At 63.5% G+C, this 16,090-nt stretch carries 11 protein-coding genes and 4 pseudogenes; 12 read left to right on the top strand and 3 right to left on the bottom strand.

All coding sequences use genetic code 11. The features are described 5' to 3' along the window. Nucleotides 1-439 precede the first annotated feature (439 nt). A pseudogene (locus DEF76_RS19130) lies at nt 440-3,452 on the bottom strand (Tn3 family transposase). A 93-nt stretch (nt 3,453-3,545) separates the two neighbouring features. Between DEF76_RS19130 and DEF76_RS19125 the strand changes: the two are divergent. The 4 genes and pseudogenes from DEF76_RS19125 to DEF76_RS19110 all read left to right on the top strand — a co-directional run. Next, nucleotides 3,546-4,163 (top strand): recombinase family protein, encoded by a 618-nt coding sequence (locus DEF76_RS19125; protein WP_114914063.1) that lies wholly within the window; start codon nt 3,546-3,548, stop codon nt 4,161-4,163. A 168-nt stretch (nt 4,164-4,331) separates the two neighbouring features. Further along, nucleotides 4,332-5,072, top strand: a pseudogene (locus tag DEF76_RS19120) (MobA/MobL family protein); the annotation flags it as partial. A 412-nt stretch (nt 5,073-5,484) separates the two neighbouring features. Next, a complete protein-coding gene (locus DEF76_RS19115; RefSeq protein WP_114914107.1) occupies nt 5,485-9,093 on the top strand; it encodes a glycosyltransferase in 3,609 nt (1,202 codons plus the stop codon). A 29-nt stretch (nt 9,094-9,122) separates the two neighbouring features. Next, nucleotides 9,123-9,568 (top strand): annotated as a pseudogene (locus DEF76_RS19110) (transposase); the annotation flags it as partial. A gap of 12 nt (nt 9,569-9,580) precedes the next feature. Here DEF76_RS19110 and DEF76_RS19105 read toward each other — a convergent pair. Continuing rightward, nucleotides 9,581-10,651 carry an IS630 family transposase gene (locus DEF76_RS19105; RefSeq protein WP_114910930.1) on the bottom strand — a complete coding sequence of 357 codons (1,071 nt, stop codon included), beginning with the start codon at nt 10,649-10,651 and terminating at the stop codon, nt 9,581-9,583. Between the two features lie 57 nt (nt 10,652-10,708). Between DEF76_RS19105 and DEF76_RS19100 the strand changes: the two are divergent. Beyond that, a pseudogene (locus tag DEF76_RS19100) lies at nt 10,709-11,416 on the top strand (IS3 family transposase); the annotation flags it as partial. Nucleotides 11,417-11,681: 265 nt separating this feature from the next. Here the strand turns inward: DEF76_RS19100 and DEF76_RS19595 are convergent. Next, nucleotides 11,682-11,843, bottom strand: coding sequence for a hypothetical protein (locus DEF76_RS19595; RefSeq protein WP_162800784.1), 162 nt, complete (start codon nt 11,841-11,843; stop codon nt 11,682-11,684). A 128-nt stretch (nt 11,844-11,971) separates the two neighbouring features. Between DEF76_RS19595 and DEF76_RS19095 the strand changes: the two genes are divergently transcribed. The 7 genes from DEF76_RS19095 (at nt 11,972) to DEF76_RS19065 (ending at nt 15,949) form a co-directional block, all read left to right on the top strand. Continuing rightward, on the top strand, nt 11,972-12,238 hold the full coding sequence (locus DEF76_RS19095; RefSeq protein ID WP_114914106.1) for a WGR domain-containing protein: 267 nt from the start codon (nt 11,972-11,974) through the stop codon (nt 12,236-12,238). A gap of 305 nt (nt 12,239-12,543) precedes the next feature. Further along, nucleotides 12,544-13,122, top strand: coding sequence for a tyrosine-type recombinase/integrase (locus DEF76_RS19090; protein WP_114914105.1), 579 nt, complete (start codon nt 12,544-12,546; stop codon nt 13,120-13,122). A 97-nt stretch (nt 13,123-13,219) separates the two neighbouring features. Further along, nucleotides 13,220-13,507 carry a type II toxin-antitoxin system ParD family antitoxin gene (locus tag DEF76_RS19085; protein WP_114914078.1) on the top strand — a complete coding sequence of 96 codons (288 nt, stop codon included), beginning with the start codon at nt 13,220-13,222 and terminating at the stop codon, nt 13,505-13,507. After that, nucleotides 13,497-13,808 (top strand): type II toxin-antitoxin system RelE/ParE family toxin, encoded by a 312-nt coding sequence (locus tag DEF76_RS19080; RefSeq protein WP_114914104.1) that lies wholly within the window; start codon nt 13,497-13,499, stop codon nt 13,806-13,808. Before DEF76_RS19085 ends, DEF76_RS19080 begins: the two co-directional genes overlap by 11 nt. A 155-nt stretch (nt 13,809-13,963) precedes the next feature. Further along, nucleotides 13,964-14,626, top strand: a complete 663-nt coding sequence (locus DEF76_RS19075; RefSeq protein ID WP_114914103.1) for a ParA family protein — start codon at nt 13,964-13,966, stop codon at nt 14,624-14,626. Then, nucleotides 14,623-14,925: a chromosome partitioning protein ParB gene (locus DEF76_RS19070; protein ID WP_114914102.1), complete on the top strand. Its 303-nt coding sequence runs from the start codon at nt 14,623-14,625 to the stop codon at nt 14,923-14,925. Before DEF76_RS19075 ends, DEF76_RS19070 begins: the two co-directional genes overlap by 4 nt. Nucleotides 14,926-15,019: 94 nt before the next feature. Next, the gene (locus tag DEF76_RS19065) at nt 15,020-15,949 is read left to right on the top strand and encodes a replication initiation protein (protein ID WP_205216234.1); all 930 of its coding nucleotides are present in this window, start codon (nt 15,020-15,022) and stop codon (nt 15,947-15,949) included. The last annotated feature ends 141 nt before the right edge of the window (nt 15,950-16,090 follow it).

The raw sequence follows: 16,090 nt of genomic DNA, 5'->3' as shown, positions 1-16,090 counted from the left end.
ACCTCACAGGAGTCCCGAATCTCTCATAGTTGGCAATGCAACACACTGATTTAAATTGTAAATTTGCCTACGAATCTAGAACTAAAGAATATTGAAATACTTGAATACGTATGGCCTGTTGATAACTATTTGCCACTTGGCCCTAAGAGCCCCATCGCAAAGGCCCTCGAGCGCCTCGGAAACGCTATCCGCGCCCGTGATGCGGCAGCCAAACAAGAAAGCATGCTTTGAGGGGCGCAGTTTCACCGCAAGCGGACTAACCCCCACCCCCGAAATAGCGTCACCGCCGAAAAACCACTTGCGGCGGGCGGAAAGCCATGCCTGCGGGAAGGGGAGGGGGGAAAGAAGAACAGCGAAGCGGCTGCATCATCACCGTCACGGGGGGTACGCCATAGAACGGGCAGGATAGCACGGTTCGTGGCACGTAAAGAGAACGCGGCTATGCTGCCAGCGCCTTGGCCATGGGCAAGCTGGCAAAGATGCCCTTAAGCGGCCGGAATCCGTCCGGGCCAAGGCTGGTATCGGCGCCCCAGAGATAGTCGCCAGTCAGGTTGATGTGCTGCCAGCCGAGCGGCGCGAGGTGGGCGAGCAATTCGTCCGGCATCGTTTCGCCACGGCGACGTATAGCGTCAAGGGCACGGCCGAGATAGACGGTGTTCCACAGCACGATGGCCGCTGTTACCAAGGCCAAGCCGCTGGCCCGGTGCTGCTGGGCCTGGGCAGTGCGGTCGTGCAGGCGCCCGAGGCGGTGAAAGCATACGGCACGGGCCAGTGCATTGTGGCTCTCGCCCTTGTTGAGTTCAGCCGTTGCCTGCCGCCGAAGTTGCGGCTGTTCAAGCCAGTTCAGGGCGTGAAGGGTTCGTTCGATGCGCCCGATTTCTCGCAACGCGAGGGCCAATCCATTCTGCCGGGGATAGGCACCGAGGCGCTTGAGCATCAACGAGGCACTGACCGTGCCCGTGCGCACCGAGGCCGCCAGCCGCAGCACGTCGTCCCATTGTGCCGTGATCAGCTTTTCGTCCGGGCGCCCGGCGACGAACGGCGCCAGGGCGGGCCAGGTCGAGGCGGGGCCGAATGCGTAAAGTTTGCGGTCCGCGAGGTTGGGGATGCGCGGCGCGAAACGGAAGCCTAGGAGATGTGCCAAGGCGAAGACGTGCTCGCTCACGCCGCCGCCGTCCGTATGATGGACGGCAACGCTGAGATCCGCCTCGTGATAGAGCAGCCCGTCTATGACGTATGCCGCTTCGCCGAGGGCGGAATAGATGCCGTGTGGAACGGCGCGTGGCGCGACGAGACGTGGGTGTAGAACAATGCGGACGGTTCCCGCCCGTGGCCGTGCCGGGCATTGTAGGCGCCCAGGGCCTCGCCGCGCCCGGCGGTCAGGAACGCCTGGCCATCGGAACTGGAGACATCGGCGAACCCGAACCGCGCTGCGAGTGGCTGGCGCTGCTGGGCATTGACCACCATGGCCAGCGCTTGGCGGTACGTGTCCTCGCGCAGGTGCCAGCCTGCGGTCCAGGCGAGTTCCCGGTAGCTCGCGACCGAGCAGGCTTCGGCCATGCGGGTCAGGCCGAGGTTGGTCGCATCGGCCAGCACGCCGGTCAGAACGACGCGCGGATCGTCAGCCGGCATTCCTGTGTGCAGGTGCGTGAAGGCGTTCGCGAATCCGGTCCAGCTATGAACGTCGGCCAGCACACTGGTGATGCGGGCACTTGGCGCCATTGCATAGAGCCGCTCGGCGGCAGCCTCCGCCTCCTCCGGGGTGATCGCCTTGAGGGGCGTGATCTTCAGTTCGTCGCCCTTGATCCTGACATCTTCCAGCTTGTCCGCAGCGGCCTTGGCGTCGATCTCCCCCATGCGCCGGTCCAGCAGGGCGCGGCGCTCGTTCAGGTACTCCTCCGCCGTCGCTGGCACGGCGACCGGCAACGGCCCGGCCTCGCGCATGGCGGCGAACAATGCGGGCGGGATGAGCTGGTCCTCGATGGCGCGCCATTGGCGGCTGCCCTCGACCCAGATGTCGCCCGAACGCATGCTGTCCCGCAGCGTGAGCAAGGTGGCGGCCTCCCACGCGCGGCGGTGTTCCGTACTCCCGTCGCCGCCGCTGTCCCGCACGGCTTTTCGCCAGGCAGGGCGGAGGAAGCTAACCGGAAGGCCCTCGGGCCATTTCCGGCTCCCGCTCTTGTATGCTTCACGCAACAACTCGACCGCGCGCAACGTTGCTGCGGCGGCGGGCACGGCGCGAAGCTCGAAGGTATCCAAGAACAGCGGACCGAGACGGTGCAGCACTGGCCAGGCACGCGTGGCCAGTGCCGGCAGGTCCACTTTGTCCGGGCGGCTGAGGCGTTCGGCTTCGGCGACGCTTTCGGCGAGCTTTTCCCAGCCGATGGACGACACCACGGCGCCGTCGAGGCCGGCTTCCCCCTCGGTTGCCTTGGCCGCGATCAGGGCGGCGCCGAGCCTGGCGAAGAGCCTGACCTTGTCGTTGACGGCACGGGCGTCTCGCAGGACAGCGTTTTCCTCGCGGGCCTCGGCGCGGCGGAACATCCGGCCGATAGCACGGTCGAACAAGCCGACCCGTCATCGGTCAGCCGCGCCGTGGTATCCAGCACGGTCGCGACCAAAGTCGACCTGCGACGGAGCGGCGAGAGCGCGCGCAGGTGCTGGGCGGTAAAACGGCCGCCCTCACGGGCAAGTTTGCGCAGCCGCTCCGGATGCACCCCTTCAGCAACGGCGGGATCGAGGCCGATGGTGCGCAGGTGTGCGAGCTGATCGACAATCCGCTTGAGGGCCTTGTAGCCGGGCGCGCCAGATGGCTGGCGCGTCCAGGCCAGCACACTCGTCGATGCGTCCTCTTTGGACCCGAGCAGAGCGTCCAGGGCTTCGGTCTGTGCGGAGGACAGGTTGCGGGTGAGCTGTCCGGCGACGTGGCGCTCGGCCACGACCAGGACGGCGGCGATCAACCGTTCGATCACGCTCGAACCCGGGGCGAGGATCTTGCGCCGGCGCAGTTCGTCCGTCAGCGTCGCGGCGACAGTGAGGGCGTTCGTCGTCGCCAACGCCACCGGCAAAAGCCAAGCCAGCATCTCGCGGCCATGGCAGTGCGCGTACATCTGGAAGCCGAACCCCTCCCGCAGCCCGTCAAGCTGCTCGCGCCGCGTTTGGGGCCGGGCCGCATACGCGGCGAGAGCGTCGGCGCTGACCCGTAGTTGGTTGGCAACGAAGTTTAGGGCTGTCTCCGGGATGGCCTCGCCGGGCCGGAGCAAGCGGCCGGGATAGCGGAACGCACAGAGCTGGAGGGCATAGCCAAGCTGGTTATGACCGCCGCGGCGGCGATCGAGCGCCGCAAGGTCGGCAGCAGCTAATGTCCAGTGGCGGATGAGGTCGGCTTCGATGACCGGAAGGGCAAGCAGGTTCTCAAGCTGCGCATCGGTGAGCGCACGGCGTCTCGGCATAGCGGGTGTCCCAAATAGAGTGTAGTCTGTCTGCTACGGCCCGCACCCGAGCAGGAACAAGGGTTTGCCGGGCGTCCGGCGGGATGAGTTCAATTGGGACAGCGCGTCGCCCTCTACTGCCGGGTTTCGACTGCCGACCAGTCCTGCGCGCGCCAGGAACGGGATCTCGCCGCGTTCGCCGAAAGGTCCGGCTACGATGTGGTCGGTACGTTCAAGGAAACCGGCTCGGGCGTGAAACAGGACCGGGCCGAGCGGCGCAAGGTCATGGCGCTCGCCCAAGCCAGGCACATCGATGCGGTTCTGGTGACCGAGCTGTCCCGCTGGGGCCGCAGCACGACGGATCTGCTCGCGACGCTGAAGGAGTTGGAAGCCCGGCGCGTATCGGTGATCGCGCTCAACGGCATGGCATTCGACCTCGCCACGCCGCACGGACGGATGATCGCGACCGTGCTGGCCGGTATCGCGGAGTTCGAGCGCGAGCTGATACAGGAACGCATTCGCTCCGGTATCGCCGCAGCCAAAGCCAGGGGGAAACGTCTCGGCCGCCAGCCCGGACAGCGACTGAAATCGGATCGGCTCGCGCCAAAGGTCATCGCGCTCATCGGTCAGGGCCGCAGTTACCGCTTGGTCGGGCGGGAGCTTGGTTTGAGCAAGAACACCGTGGCAGCCATCGCCAAACGGAGCCGGCCAACAACCAACCCTGTCAGTTAATCCCGGCCATGTTCCCGCTACGTGCCGCGAACCGTGCTATCCTGCCCGTTCTATGGCGTACCCCCATATCGCCCGCGCCCGAAGGTCGGATGACAGCGGCAGCGTCTATAACTTCGCCCATCGCGGCGCGGAGCTTCTCGGCCATGGCCTCATCCTCCCCGGGGATGCCCGGACTGGGCGCATGACCCGGCGGCGCTCTGGCGTGCCGCCGAGCGGGCGGAGCAGACCATCGACCGCCAGAGCGGCGAGCGGCGCTGGAAGAAGGGCGGGCAGATCGCCCGCCACATGACCATCGCCCTGCCGCGCGAGGTCACGCCGGAGCAGCGCCAGGCGATGCTGCTCGCCTTCATCACCGCCGAGCTGCAGCCCGAGCGTCATGGCGTCGCCGTCGAATGGGCGATCCATGCCGATGACCATAACCCCCATGCCCATCTGCTGATCAGCACCCGCGCCCTCGGCGCCGCCGGGTTCGGCAAAAAGGCGCGGGCGATGAACCCGGGCTTTGCCAGCCGGGGGGCCGCGCATTTTGTCAGCGACGGCGATGACTGGGACAAGCGTTGGGCGGCGTTCCAGGATGCCTGGTTCGCGCGGGCGGGTCTCGCGGTGGCGGTGCCGGAGCGGCGTGGCATGGCCGAGCCGCATTACCGCCGCGGCCAGATGCGGAACGAGGCGGTGTGTCGCGAGCGCGACGCCATTGCCGAGGCCAATGCCGCGGTGGCCGAGGTCCGCAAGCGTGACCCCGAGGCCATCCTCGCGAGCCTGACCGCGCATAAATCCATCTTCACCGCCCGCGACCTGCGGCGAGCGCTCAATGCCTCCGGGCTCGAGGGCGAGGCGCGCGCGGCGCTCGAGGCAGCTCCGCCCCTCGACAAACACAAATTGCCGAGCCGCCGCATAAACTTCCACTGAATACATCCCCGGCCGCCTCCCCCTCCATTCAGAAAGAGGCAACTCTACAAGTGGCCGGTTTTTGCCTCGCCACGCAGCAGCACTATGCCGCCGCTACATGGCCTACTTTTCCACCGCCGCGTACACGGATTGCTCAACCGCCCATGGCGGCCTTTGTCACGAGGCTTCGGCCCGCCCGGTTACCCGTCCAAGCCGCTCGTCAGCTACCAGGGTCTACCGGACAACTCCCTGGGTAGATCCTCCCTCCACTGGTGAACCGCGCCGTTGGGGCGCACTGAATAAGGTGGGCTAGACGCTCTGCCTCGATCACAAATTTGTTGACAGGGTGCTTTCGCGGCTTCTAATCGCAAACTCGCGAGCGTTGTGACAAGAATGCACCTATTGCTCCGACTTCAAGCGGGATGAAGGACCAGTGACACAGCCTGAAACGCGCCGTCGGTGCAAGCTGTCGGCGATCGTTGTGAGCTACAACCGGGAAGAAATTATTGGTACCGTCCTGCGCGGGTTGCAGTTCGCCGACGAGGTTATACTGCTCGATAAATCTTCTACCGACCGCACCGCAGAGATCGGCGCGGCGTTTGTCGACCGCGTGGTCCGCGTGCCTTGGTCTCCCACCGTTGAGGAAACGCGTGTCTCGATGGAATCCTATTGCACGCATGATTGGGTGCTATTCCTCGATGATGACGAGTGTCTGAGCCCCGACGCCGCGTTGTTTATCGATAAGGAGTTACACGAACCGCGTGCCGATCTATATCGGCTGCCTCTTCGTCATTACATCATGGCGCAGCACGACGAGGATGCGTATTACTGGCCGGAATCGCATATTCGTCTGTTCCGCAAGGGCGCTCTGCGCTTTGTTCCTACCGTGCATGGCGGCATTGAGGAACTCTCTGAGCGTCGCTACGATATCCCATCCGACGCGGGAATCGCGATCCATCATTTGTCACATGCCGACGTACATCAATGGATCGATAAGACGAATCGCTACACCTCGCGCCCGGAACGCGTGCGCGCGCTCGGTGAAGGCGCCGACTTGGCGCATTTCGCTCATCACAGCATTGATCGCTGGCTCAAAGCGAGCCGTAACGCCACTCCCGGCAGCTACTCGGAAGCGGTGGCTGTCTTGCGCTCCACCTATGACCTGATTGATCGCCTCAAATCCTGGGAGGAAGCACGCGGCGTCGATGGGCGCGCCCGATTTGCCGAGCTATGTCAGGCGCTCGACCTCGCCTACGAGACTCACCTCACGCCGATTCGCCGACCACGCGTTGCCGGTGCCATAGCGCCTTCTGCACCACCCCAAGCGCTCGCTGCCACCGAGGCCGCCGATCCTATACTGGTTCGGGCCAATGCCAGCTTGGTATCCATGCTGCGGCAAACCCAGGAGGCCGGAGACGCGTTGCGCAAAACGCATGAGCGATTGCAGGCGGAGACCGAGCGGCTAAGGGCGGAAATCGAGCAGCGCCGGACCGAGACAGAGCAGCAGCAGGCGGAGACCGAGCGGCTAAGGGCGGAAATCAAGCAGCGCTGGACCGAGACAGAGCAGCAGCAGGCGGAAGCCGAGCGGCTAAGGGCGGAAATCGAGCAGCGCCGGACCGAGACAGAGCAGCAGCGGGCGGAGGCCGAGCGGCTAAGGGCGGAAATCGAGCAGCGCCGGGCCGAGACAGAGCAGCAGCGGGCGGAGGCCGAGCGGCTAAGGGCGGAAATCAAGCAGCGCTGGACCGAGACAGAGCAGCAGCAGGCGAACCATGTTCGGTTACAGCAACTCGTAACGGATCTTGCGGTGCAATTAAAGCAGATCCAACTCAGCACCAGTTGGCGGATGACAGGGCCGTTAAGACTCCTTGGTCGCCAGATACCATTTGTCGCTCGCAACGGGCGCCGGACCTTGCGTTTGGCTTTCTGGATCGTAACCGGACGGCTGCGGCAGCGGTTGGAAGAGCGGCGGAAACGGCGTGAGAGCCAAGCGGCGCTGCCGGCTCCGGCGGAGGGGATGGTGCCGCCACAGCCGTCTACGGAACAATCCCAGACCCAAGCAGAGACGATTCATCTGCCGGTCTCGGCGACACCGCGCGTCACCATCATCATTCCGATCTATGGCGGGGTGGATTATACGCTGCGCTGTCTCGCCAGCATCGCCGCCGCGCCGCCGGCGACGCCGTTCGAGGTGCTGGTTGCCGACGATGCGACGCCCGGCGAAGACGTGCTCGCGCTAGAGCGGGTTTCCGGTCTGCGCTTCATCCGCTGGCCGGAGAACATGGGTTTTTTGCGTAGCTGCAATGCCGCGGCAAAGCTGGCCAAAGGCGATTTCCTGTTTTTTCTCAACAACGACACCGAAATTCTGCCGGGCGCCGTGGACACGCTGGTGGAGCTGTTCGACGCTCGACCCGATGCTGGCTTGGTCGGGTCGAAACTGATCTATCCCGATGGCCGCCTGCAGGAGGCCGGCGGCATCATGTGGCGGGACGGATCGGCCTGGAATTACGGCAATCTGAGCGATCCGCAGCGGCCGGAATTCAATTATGTCCGCGAAGTGGACTATATTTCCGGCGCCGCCATCATGCTGCCCCGCGCACTCTGGGAGGAGATGGGCGGCTTTGATGAGCATTTCCTGCCGGCTTACTATGAGGACAGCGATCTTGCTTTCCGGCTGCGGGCAGCGGGATGGAAGGTGCTTTACCAGCCGCGGTCGGTGGTCATCCACCATGAAGGCATCACCCACGGCACCGATACCAGCCAGGGGGTCAAGGCTCATCAGGTCACCAATTCCCAGCGTTTCAGGGAGCGCTGGCGCGAAACCTTGGAGCGCGAGCATCTGCCCAATGGTGAGCGTGTTTTGCGCGCCCGCGATCGGTCACTCGCGCGACGCCTGACCCTGGTCGTCGACCATTACGTGCCGGAGCCGGATCGTGACGGCGGTTCGCGAGCGATGCTCACGTTCATGGATACGTTGCTTGCGACCGGGCGGATGGTAAAATTTCTACCACAAAATCTCCATCGCACGCCCGGCTATACTGAGGCGCTGGAAGCACGCGGGATCGAGGTGATCCACGGGCCTTGGAACGAGAATGCGGAGGCATGGCTTCGCCAACATGGCGACGAGGTGGACGAGATCGTCCTTTCTCGGCCGTCCGTAGCGAACGAATTGCTGCTGCCGCTTCGCCGCCATTGTCGTGCGCCGATCGTTTTTTATGGCCATGACCTGCACTTTGCCCGCATGGCGAGCGAACCTGGAGCACAGCAAAACAAGACCAAGAATGCCGCGATCGCGGAGATGAAGGCGCTAGAACGTCGAATTTGGCGCATGGTGGACGTCGTTCTCTATTTATCTGAAGAAGAAGTCGAAGCCGTAAGGCGATTGGAACCAGGCGTGCGCGCACAGAGCGTACCCGTCTGCGTTTTGCCGGTTACGCCCCCTACCCACAAAGAAATTCCTGACGCGCCGAATTTGCTTTTCGTCGGCGGTTTCCGCCATCCGCCCAATGTCGAGTCGGCTATTTGGCTAGTAAAAGAGATCATGCCGTTGATTTGGCGCGATCATCCCGGAGCAAGCCTCACCATCATTGGTTCTAACCCGCCCCTTGAGGTGCTGACCTTGGCACAGCCAGGGGTGGAGGTGCGAGGTAACGTCACGGATTCAGAGTTGGCGGCAGCCTATCGTATGGCGCGCGTTGCGATTTGCCCCTTGCGCTCCGGCGCCGGCGTGAAGCTCAAAGTGGTGGATGCTATGCACAATGCCGTGCCTGTGGTAACCACCCCGGTCGGTATCCAGGGCATGCCTGGGATCGAGTCCATCGTCGACATTGGCGAGGACGCGACTGCGCTTGCGGCGGCCGCGTGCCGGCTCCTCACGGATGACACGCTTTGGCAGCAACGCGCCGACGCGCAGCGTGGCTACGTCTCAGCCCGCTTCTCCGCCGAGGCGATGAGGGCTGCTCTGGTGGAGGCGTTCGCTGTCGTTCAATCGGCAAGAGGCATGCGTCGTGACCTGCCCCCCGAAAGCGCCCTCGCCGTGATGTAGAGTCTGCCCACCCTGAAGGAGCAGACGAGATGAGGAAAAGCCGTTTCACCGAGGCGCAGATTATCGGGATGATCAAGGAACAAGAGGCTGGCCTGCCGACCTCCGAGCTTTGTCGGAAGCATGGGCTGAGCCCGGCGACGTTCTACAAGCTGAAGGCCAAGTATGGCGGGATGGAGTTATCTGATGCCAAACGGCTGAAGCAGGTCGAGGACGAGAATACCAAGCTGAAGCGTCTTCTGGCCGACGCGATGCTGGATAACGTCGTGCTGAAGGATTTGCTGGGAAAACCCTGACGACGCCGATGCAACGGCGGGAGGCGGTGCAGCGGGCGATGCGAGGTCATGCGATCTCTCAACGCCGGGCCTGTGTCCTGGTCGGCGTCGATCCGAAGACGGTGCGGCGCGAGCGCTCGCCCGACAATCCGGAGATCCGTGAGGAAATGCACAAGATCGCCGAAAAGCGTCGCCGCTTTGGCTAGTGCTCTGACTCAATCGGACGCTACAGGCAGCCGGCTGAGCTTGGCGAGGATGTCGTCAGCCGGCTTGGTCCAGACGAATGGCCTGGGGTTGCGGTTGTGCTCGCGGATGTAGCTGCGGATGGCGCGTTGGAGATCGGCGACGGAGGTGAACACGCCGCGCCGGATGCGCCGTCGGGTGATGACAGAGAAGAAGTTTTCGACGGCGTTGATCCAGGACGCGGAGGTTGGCGTGAAATGGAAGACCCAGCGCGGATGATCGGCCAGCCACTCCCTGACTTTAGGATGTTTGTGGGTGGCGTAGTTGTCGGCGATGGCGTGGATGATCTTGCCGGCGGGGACGGCGCGCTCGACGGCGTTGAGGAACCTGACGAATTCCTGATGGGTGTGCCGGGGCATGCAGCGGCCGACGACGGTGCCGTCGAGGACATTCAGAGCGGCGAACAGGGTGGTGGTGCCGTGGCGCTTGTAATCATGGGTCATGGTGCCGCAGCGGCCAGGCTTGATCGGCAGGCCGGGCTGGGTGCGGTCGAGCGCCTGGATCTGGCTTTTCTCGTCGATCGAGACGACGACGGCGTGCGCAGGCGGGTTCATGTAGAGCCCAACGATATCCTCGACCTTGGCGGCGAAAGCCGGGTCGTTGGATTTCTTGAAGGTCCTGATGCGGTGTGGCTGCAGGCGATGGGCCCGCCAGATGCGCTGCACCGCGCTCAGGCTGATGCCGACGGCGCTGGCCACCATACGGCCGGTCCAGTGGGTCGCCGCTTTCGGTGCCTCCCCGCAGGGCAGCGCCAGCACGCGGGCGATGGTCGCCGGCGACAACGGCGCCTTGCCCGGCTTGCGTGTCTTGTCGCGCAGCAATCCATCGACACCTTGCTCGGCAAAGCGCCGCTGCCAGCGCCATACCGACGGCCGGCTTGCTCCACTGCGCGCCGCCACCTCCAGCACGGTCAGACGCTCCGCCGATAGCAGAATGATCCTGGCACGCTGAACATGCTTCTGAGAACGGTTGCGATCCTCCACAATGGCGGCCAAACGCTCGCGGTCCGCGGAGTTGACGATGGGGATGACGGTCTGTGCCATGCACACAGAATCTCACAAATCAGCCCCGTTGTGAATCCTCTGTTTGGTTCAAAGCACTACCGGCGCATCGGGATCATGCTGGCGCGCAAGGGCATGGTGATGAACGAAAAGAAGCTCTACCGCCTTTACCGCGAAGAGGGGCTGTCTGTCCGCCGCCGCCGTGGCCGCAAACGGGCGCGTGGCAGCCGGACGCCGATGCCTGTGCCGCTGCGCCCGAACCAGCGTTGGTCGCTCGATTTCCTGTTGGATACCTTCGGGGCCGGCCGCAAGTTCCGCATCCTGGCGGTGAATGACGATTGCTGCCGAGAAAATCTCGGCCTGATGGCCGATACCAGCATCTCGGGCGCCCGGGTGGCCCGGGAACTCGATGCCCTCGTCCGGATCTATGGGAAGCCCGCCTGCATCGTCTCCGACAACGGAACCGAGTTCACCAGCAAGGCCATTCTGAAATGGGCCAATGAGAACGGTGTCGAGTGGCATTACATCGATCCCGGCAAGCCGCAGCAGAACGGCTACATCGAGAGCTTCAACGCAAGCCTGCGCGATGAATGCCTCAACGAAGAGATCTTCGACAGCCTGGACGATGCCCGCCGCAAGCTGGCCCTGTGGCGCTACGACTACAACAACGTCAGGCCACACTCATCGCTCGCCAACCAGACCCCCGCCGACGCGCGCCGGGCGCTTGAGCAATCTGAGGGCTCCGCGCCCGGCGCGCTTGCCCAACCCGAAGCCAACCATTATCAACCCCAAGGACTCTCGTTATGACTGAGGGACGACCGGGGGGCAGGTCAAACTGAACCGCTCCATATTTTCTCGGATGCCGTTTGGTTTAAGCCTGGAGCGTGCGCCGTCCCCTGTTACCTTATTACTTATAAAGTAACAAAAGCCACCTCACACACCCCGCGCCCCCGCCACCTACCCGCCGCCCAAACATGAACCGGATGGGGGCAGCCCTCGCCGGGGATGCAACGGGGGCCGCAGCCCCCTTGCCAACGCCCGCGCGGTATGACCGCGCATGGCTTGCCACGGCCTATAACGCTCTCTCCCCCCTGAAAGGCATCGCATTTTCCGCCAGGTATTCCGGATACTTTCCGGAAAGTATCCGGAATACCCTTCCCCCATCAGCGCCCCGCGACAGCACCGAAAGCAGCGCCGCCAGGGCCTCGAACCCCAGCACCATCACCGCCGCCATCGTGCCAAGCCGGACCTCCCGACGCCCGCCATGCTCCCCACCGCGAGGCGCTTTCCGCTGGCCACGGAATCCCCCATCTGATACAGTTCTCGGTGGATAAAGCCCAAAACCCCCGAAAGGCCCTCCCCATGGCCGAACCCTACCAGCTCCCTCTCTTCCCCGACCACGCCCGCCTCATCCGCATCCGGCCCGAGCGCAACGAATGGCGCTTCTATCACCTCGCCATCTGGCCCGACCTCTTCGGCCGCGCCCTCCTCGCCCGCTACTGGGGCCGCATCGGAACCAAAGGCCACCTCCGCCTCGACCCCTACCCAGACCCAGGCGCCGCTCTCAACGCCCTCGCCGCCCTCGCTCGCCGCAAACGACGCCGTGGCTATCGCGAAACCTCCGCGTGAACCGTCAAAACAAGGGTAAGGGGAAAGGTAAGGGCAGAGCGGGGGCTCTGCCCCCGCGCCCCCGCCAGGGCCGCGCCGGCCCTGGACCCGGCATCCCGAAACCCTCTTCCGCACGCAGCATCAGTGCCGCAGCCAAAGCTTCTCAGGGTGCGTCTGAAGTGGCCATGACTGCCCGCGCGGCGGGGCAGGTTATCCACAAAAATCTGAGTAAGTCTGTGGGCAAGCCTGGGGGTTCGCGAAAAACCGCGCCGATATCACCGCGGGTCAGCCATTCCGCGCCGCCGGCTTCGCGGCCGGTCGACGGCATGAGCCTCTACGACCCCAGCGGCGCCCGCAAATATCTGACCCGGAGCGAACGCGACGCCTTCCTCGCCGCCGCCGAACACGCCGACCGCCAGGTCCGCACCCTCGGTATGACCCTCGCCTACGCCGGCTGCCGCCTCTCCGAGGCCCTGGCCCTCACCATCGACCGCGTCGACCTCGCCGCCGGCGTGCTCATCTTCGAAAGCCTGAAAAAACGCCAGCGCGGCATCTACCGCGCCGTCCCCGTCCCCCCTGCCCTGCTCAGCGCCCTCGACCTCGTCCACGGCATCCGCGAACACCAGGCCCGCCGCGGTAAAGGACGCGGCATCCGTCTCTGGCCCTGGTCACGCATGACCGGCTGGCGCGCTATCCACGCCCTCATGCAAGCCGCCGGGCTCCCCGGCCCCCACGCCTCCCCCAAAGGCCTCCGCCACAGCTTCGGCGTCACCGCCGTCTCCGCCGGCATCCCCCTCAACCTCCTCCAGAAATGGCTCGGTCACGCCCAGCTCACCACCACCGCCATCTACGCCAACGCCACAGGCGCCGAAGAAAAAAATATCGCCAGCAAAATGTGGGAGTGAGCACGTTTGAAAAGTTGGCCAATGCGTGACAGCAAGCGGAAAGAGCGGTATGAATAATTCATACCGCCGCCGTCCCACTGTCCCTTGTGAGCCCCCCATGTCCACTACCGAAAAGCGTACCGTCAGCCTGCCGCTTGAGCAGACGCGCTTCATCGATAGCCTGGTCTCTTCCGGTACCTACGCCTCGGCCAGCGAGGTTGTGCGCGCCGGCCTGCGTGCCTTGCAGGAGCGCGACGCCGCCGTGGAGCGCTGGCTACGGGAAGAAGTGGTGTCAGTCTATGATGCCATGCAGGCCGACCCCTCGCGGGGCCTAACACCCGACCAGGTAGCTTCGGCGATGCGCGCCCGCCATGCCGAGCGCCTGAAGGCTAGCCGTGGCGCATGAGGTCATCTTCGCCCCTGAGGCATTGGTCGACTTGACCAGCCTCTATGACCGCATCGCTGAAGATGCCTCGCCGGAGCGGGCGCTAGCCTATGTTGAGCGGCTGCAACGCTACTGCCTGGCATTCGCCTCCTTTCCCGAGCGGGGCATGCGCCGCGATGACCTGCGCCCTGGCCTGCGCATCATCGGCTACCGGCGGCGAGTAACTATCGCCTTCCACATCACGCCTGAGCGCGTCATCATTGACCGGGTACTTTATGGAGGCAGGGATGTGGAAGGGTTGCTAGCCGACAACGAGCGCTGACACGGCTTTGTGTGACTTGAAGCGCATGCCGGAGCCCAACCTCATTCGACCTGCCACCCACCCCCCTTCACTTGACCACGCCCAATTACCCGGGTAATTCAAATTACCAGATAATAAGAAATACCGGGTATTCGGATGGCCGGAGAAGGGGAACCATGCCGGTTGTTGTCATCGCCTCGCCCAAGGGAGGCTCAGGTAAATCCACTAGCGCCGTGCTGTTGGGCACCGAGCTGGCCCATGCAGGCGCACAGGTGACTATGCTCGACTGTGACCCCAACCGTTCTTTGTCCCTGTGGGGGGGCAGGGGGGAGTTGCCACCGCGCATGACGTTGCTGGCGGACGTGACGGAATCCGACATTGTGCGCACCATTCAGAAACATGATGCAGACGGCGGCATTGTCATCGTGGACCTGGAAGGCGTGGCCTCGCGGCTGGTCTCGCGTGCCATTAGCCAGGCCGACCTGGTCCTCACACCTATGCGAGCCACTACACTCGACGCCACGATAGGCGCGCGTACGCTGGCACTCATTGCCGAGGAGGAGGAAGCGCTGGGCCGCTCCATTCGCCACGCCGTGGTCTTCACCATGACCCGAAGCATAGAGTCCAAGCAGCATCGTGGCATTGAGGCTTCGTTGAGCGGGCAGGGGGTGGATATCGTACAGCCCTCCCTGATGGAGCGTGCCGCGTTCTCCGCTCTGTTCGCGTTCGGCGGCGATTTGCGCTCGATGCCTGCACAAGGCCGCATGGAGGAGGCCATCAAGAACGCCTCTGCATTCGCGCAAGCCATCTATCAGCGTCTAACGGAGGCCACTCAATGAGCGAGCAATCCAAGCCCTTCGTCGTTGACCTGAAGCAGCTTCGCAGCAGGCCCAAGGACGCGGCGCCCGCCGCCATCCAGACAGTGGACAGAGCTGGGGAGCAGTATGGCTTCGTGGCGCGTGAGGCGACTGGCAGACGTGGTCGTCCGCCCAGCCCGCGTACTGGTCAGGTGCATGCCAAGGTGCTGCCCCATATTGCCGAGGAGATTGCCGCCGAGGCAACTCGGCGCGGCGTAACGCAGGGCACCCTCATCGAGGAGGCGTGGGCAATCTATCTCGCGCACAAATCTGGTAAATAAAATCACCGGGTAATTATATTTACCAGGTAAATTAATTTACTTGAGTTGCTCTCGGTCTAATTATGAGGTTTTCGGGGAATTGTGAAAGATTGAAGTGAAAATTTTCACTTTTTCTTTTCATAGAAATATCTATGATGTCGGTATGGGCGACGAGAGTCCTAAAGACCGCGTTCTGACGCTTAACATCCGTCCCCGCGACCGCGAGGCCATCAAGCCCGCTGAGCTGATTCAGGTTTCTGGCCACCATGAGCTAACGCTCAACGCTCGTCGAGCTATCACCATCCTCTGGCACAATGCTCACCGGCAGGGGGTGGAAGAAGGGCGTGACTATACCATTGAAATCGACGACCTGAAGCCTGACGGCCACAAGGGCTACGAGATGGTGGAGGAAGCGGTGGAGGCGCTGATGCGCACCATCCTCACTCTGCATCTGCCCGATGGCCGCACGCGGCGCGTCCAGTTCTTAGGTGGCAACGACCTAGACGATCCGGAGCGGCCCGCCGGAGTGCTCACCTACAGCTTCGACAAGCGGCTGGTGGCCGTACTTCAGGACTCCACCATCTGGGGCAAAATCGCCATTCCCATCCTGATGGCGTTCAGCTCGAAGTACGCCGTCAGTCTGTACGAAAACCTGGCACAACTTGCCAACCTTTCGCACAAGACCTTTCATGAATACACGCTCGATGAATTCCGAGGCCTGCTAGGCGTCCCGCCGGGCCGCTACAAGACCTTCGGCGAGCTGAACAAGCACGTGTTGAAGCCTACCGTGGCGGAAATCAACGCTATTGCCCCATTCAACGTCTCTGTGCTGCCGGTAAAGCAAGGCAAGCGCGTTGCCGCCATCAAGGTTGGTTGGTGGCCAAAAGATAGCGAGGCACTACATGAAGCGGGCAAGGAATTGGAACGCTCGAAAGTGGGACGGCGCGCCCGGTTAGCGGGGACAGTAGAATATGTGTTCGCGCCAATGCCTTCGACCAACCGCCTGACGAGGCAGGGCGGCAGCTTCCTCGACCTCGACGAGTAAGCAGAGCCTATCTTCCCCGAAAACCTCATAGTTAGCATGTCACAGTTATCCACAGGCGTGCCGAAGGCTTCCCCGAAAACCTCACAGGAGTCCCCGAAAACCTCACAGGAGTCCCCGAAAACCTCATAGGAGTCCCCGAAA

It is taken from the genome of Acidibrevibacterium fodinaquatile (genome assembly GCF_003352165.1).
GTDB lineage: Bacteria > Pseudomonadota > Alphaproteobacteria > Acetobacterales > Acetobacteraceae > Acidibrevibacterium > Acidibrevibacterium fodinaquatile.
The sequence above is the reverse complement of the archived record's forward strand: the minus strand, read 5'-3'. Positions and strand labels throughout refer to the sequence as shown.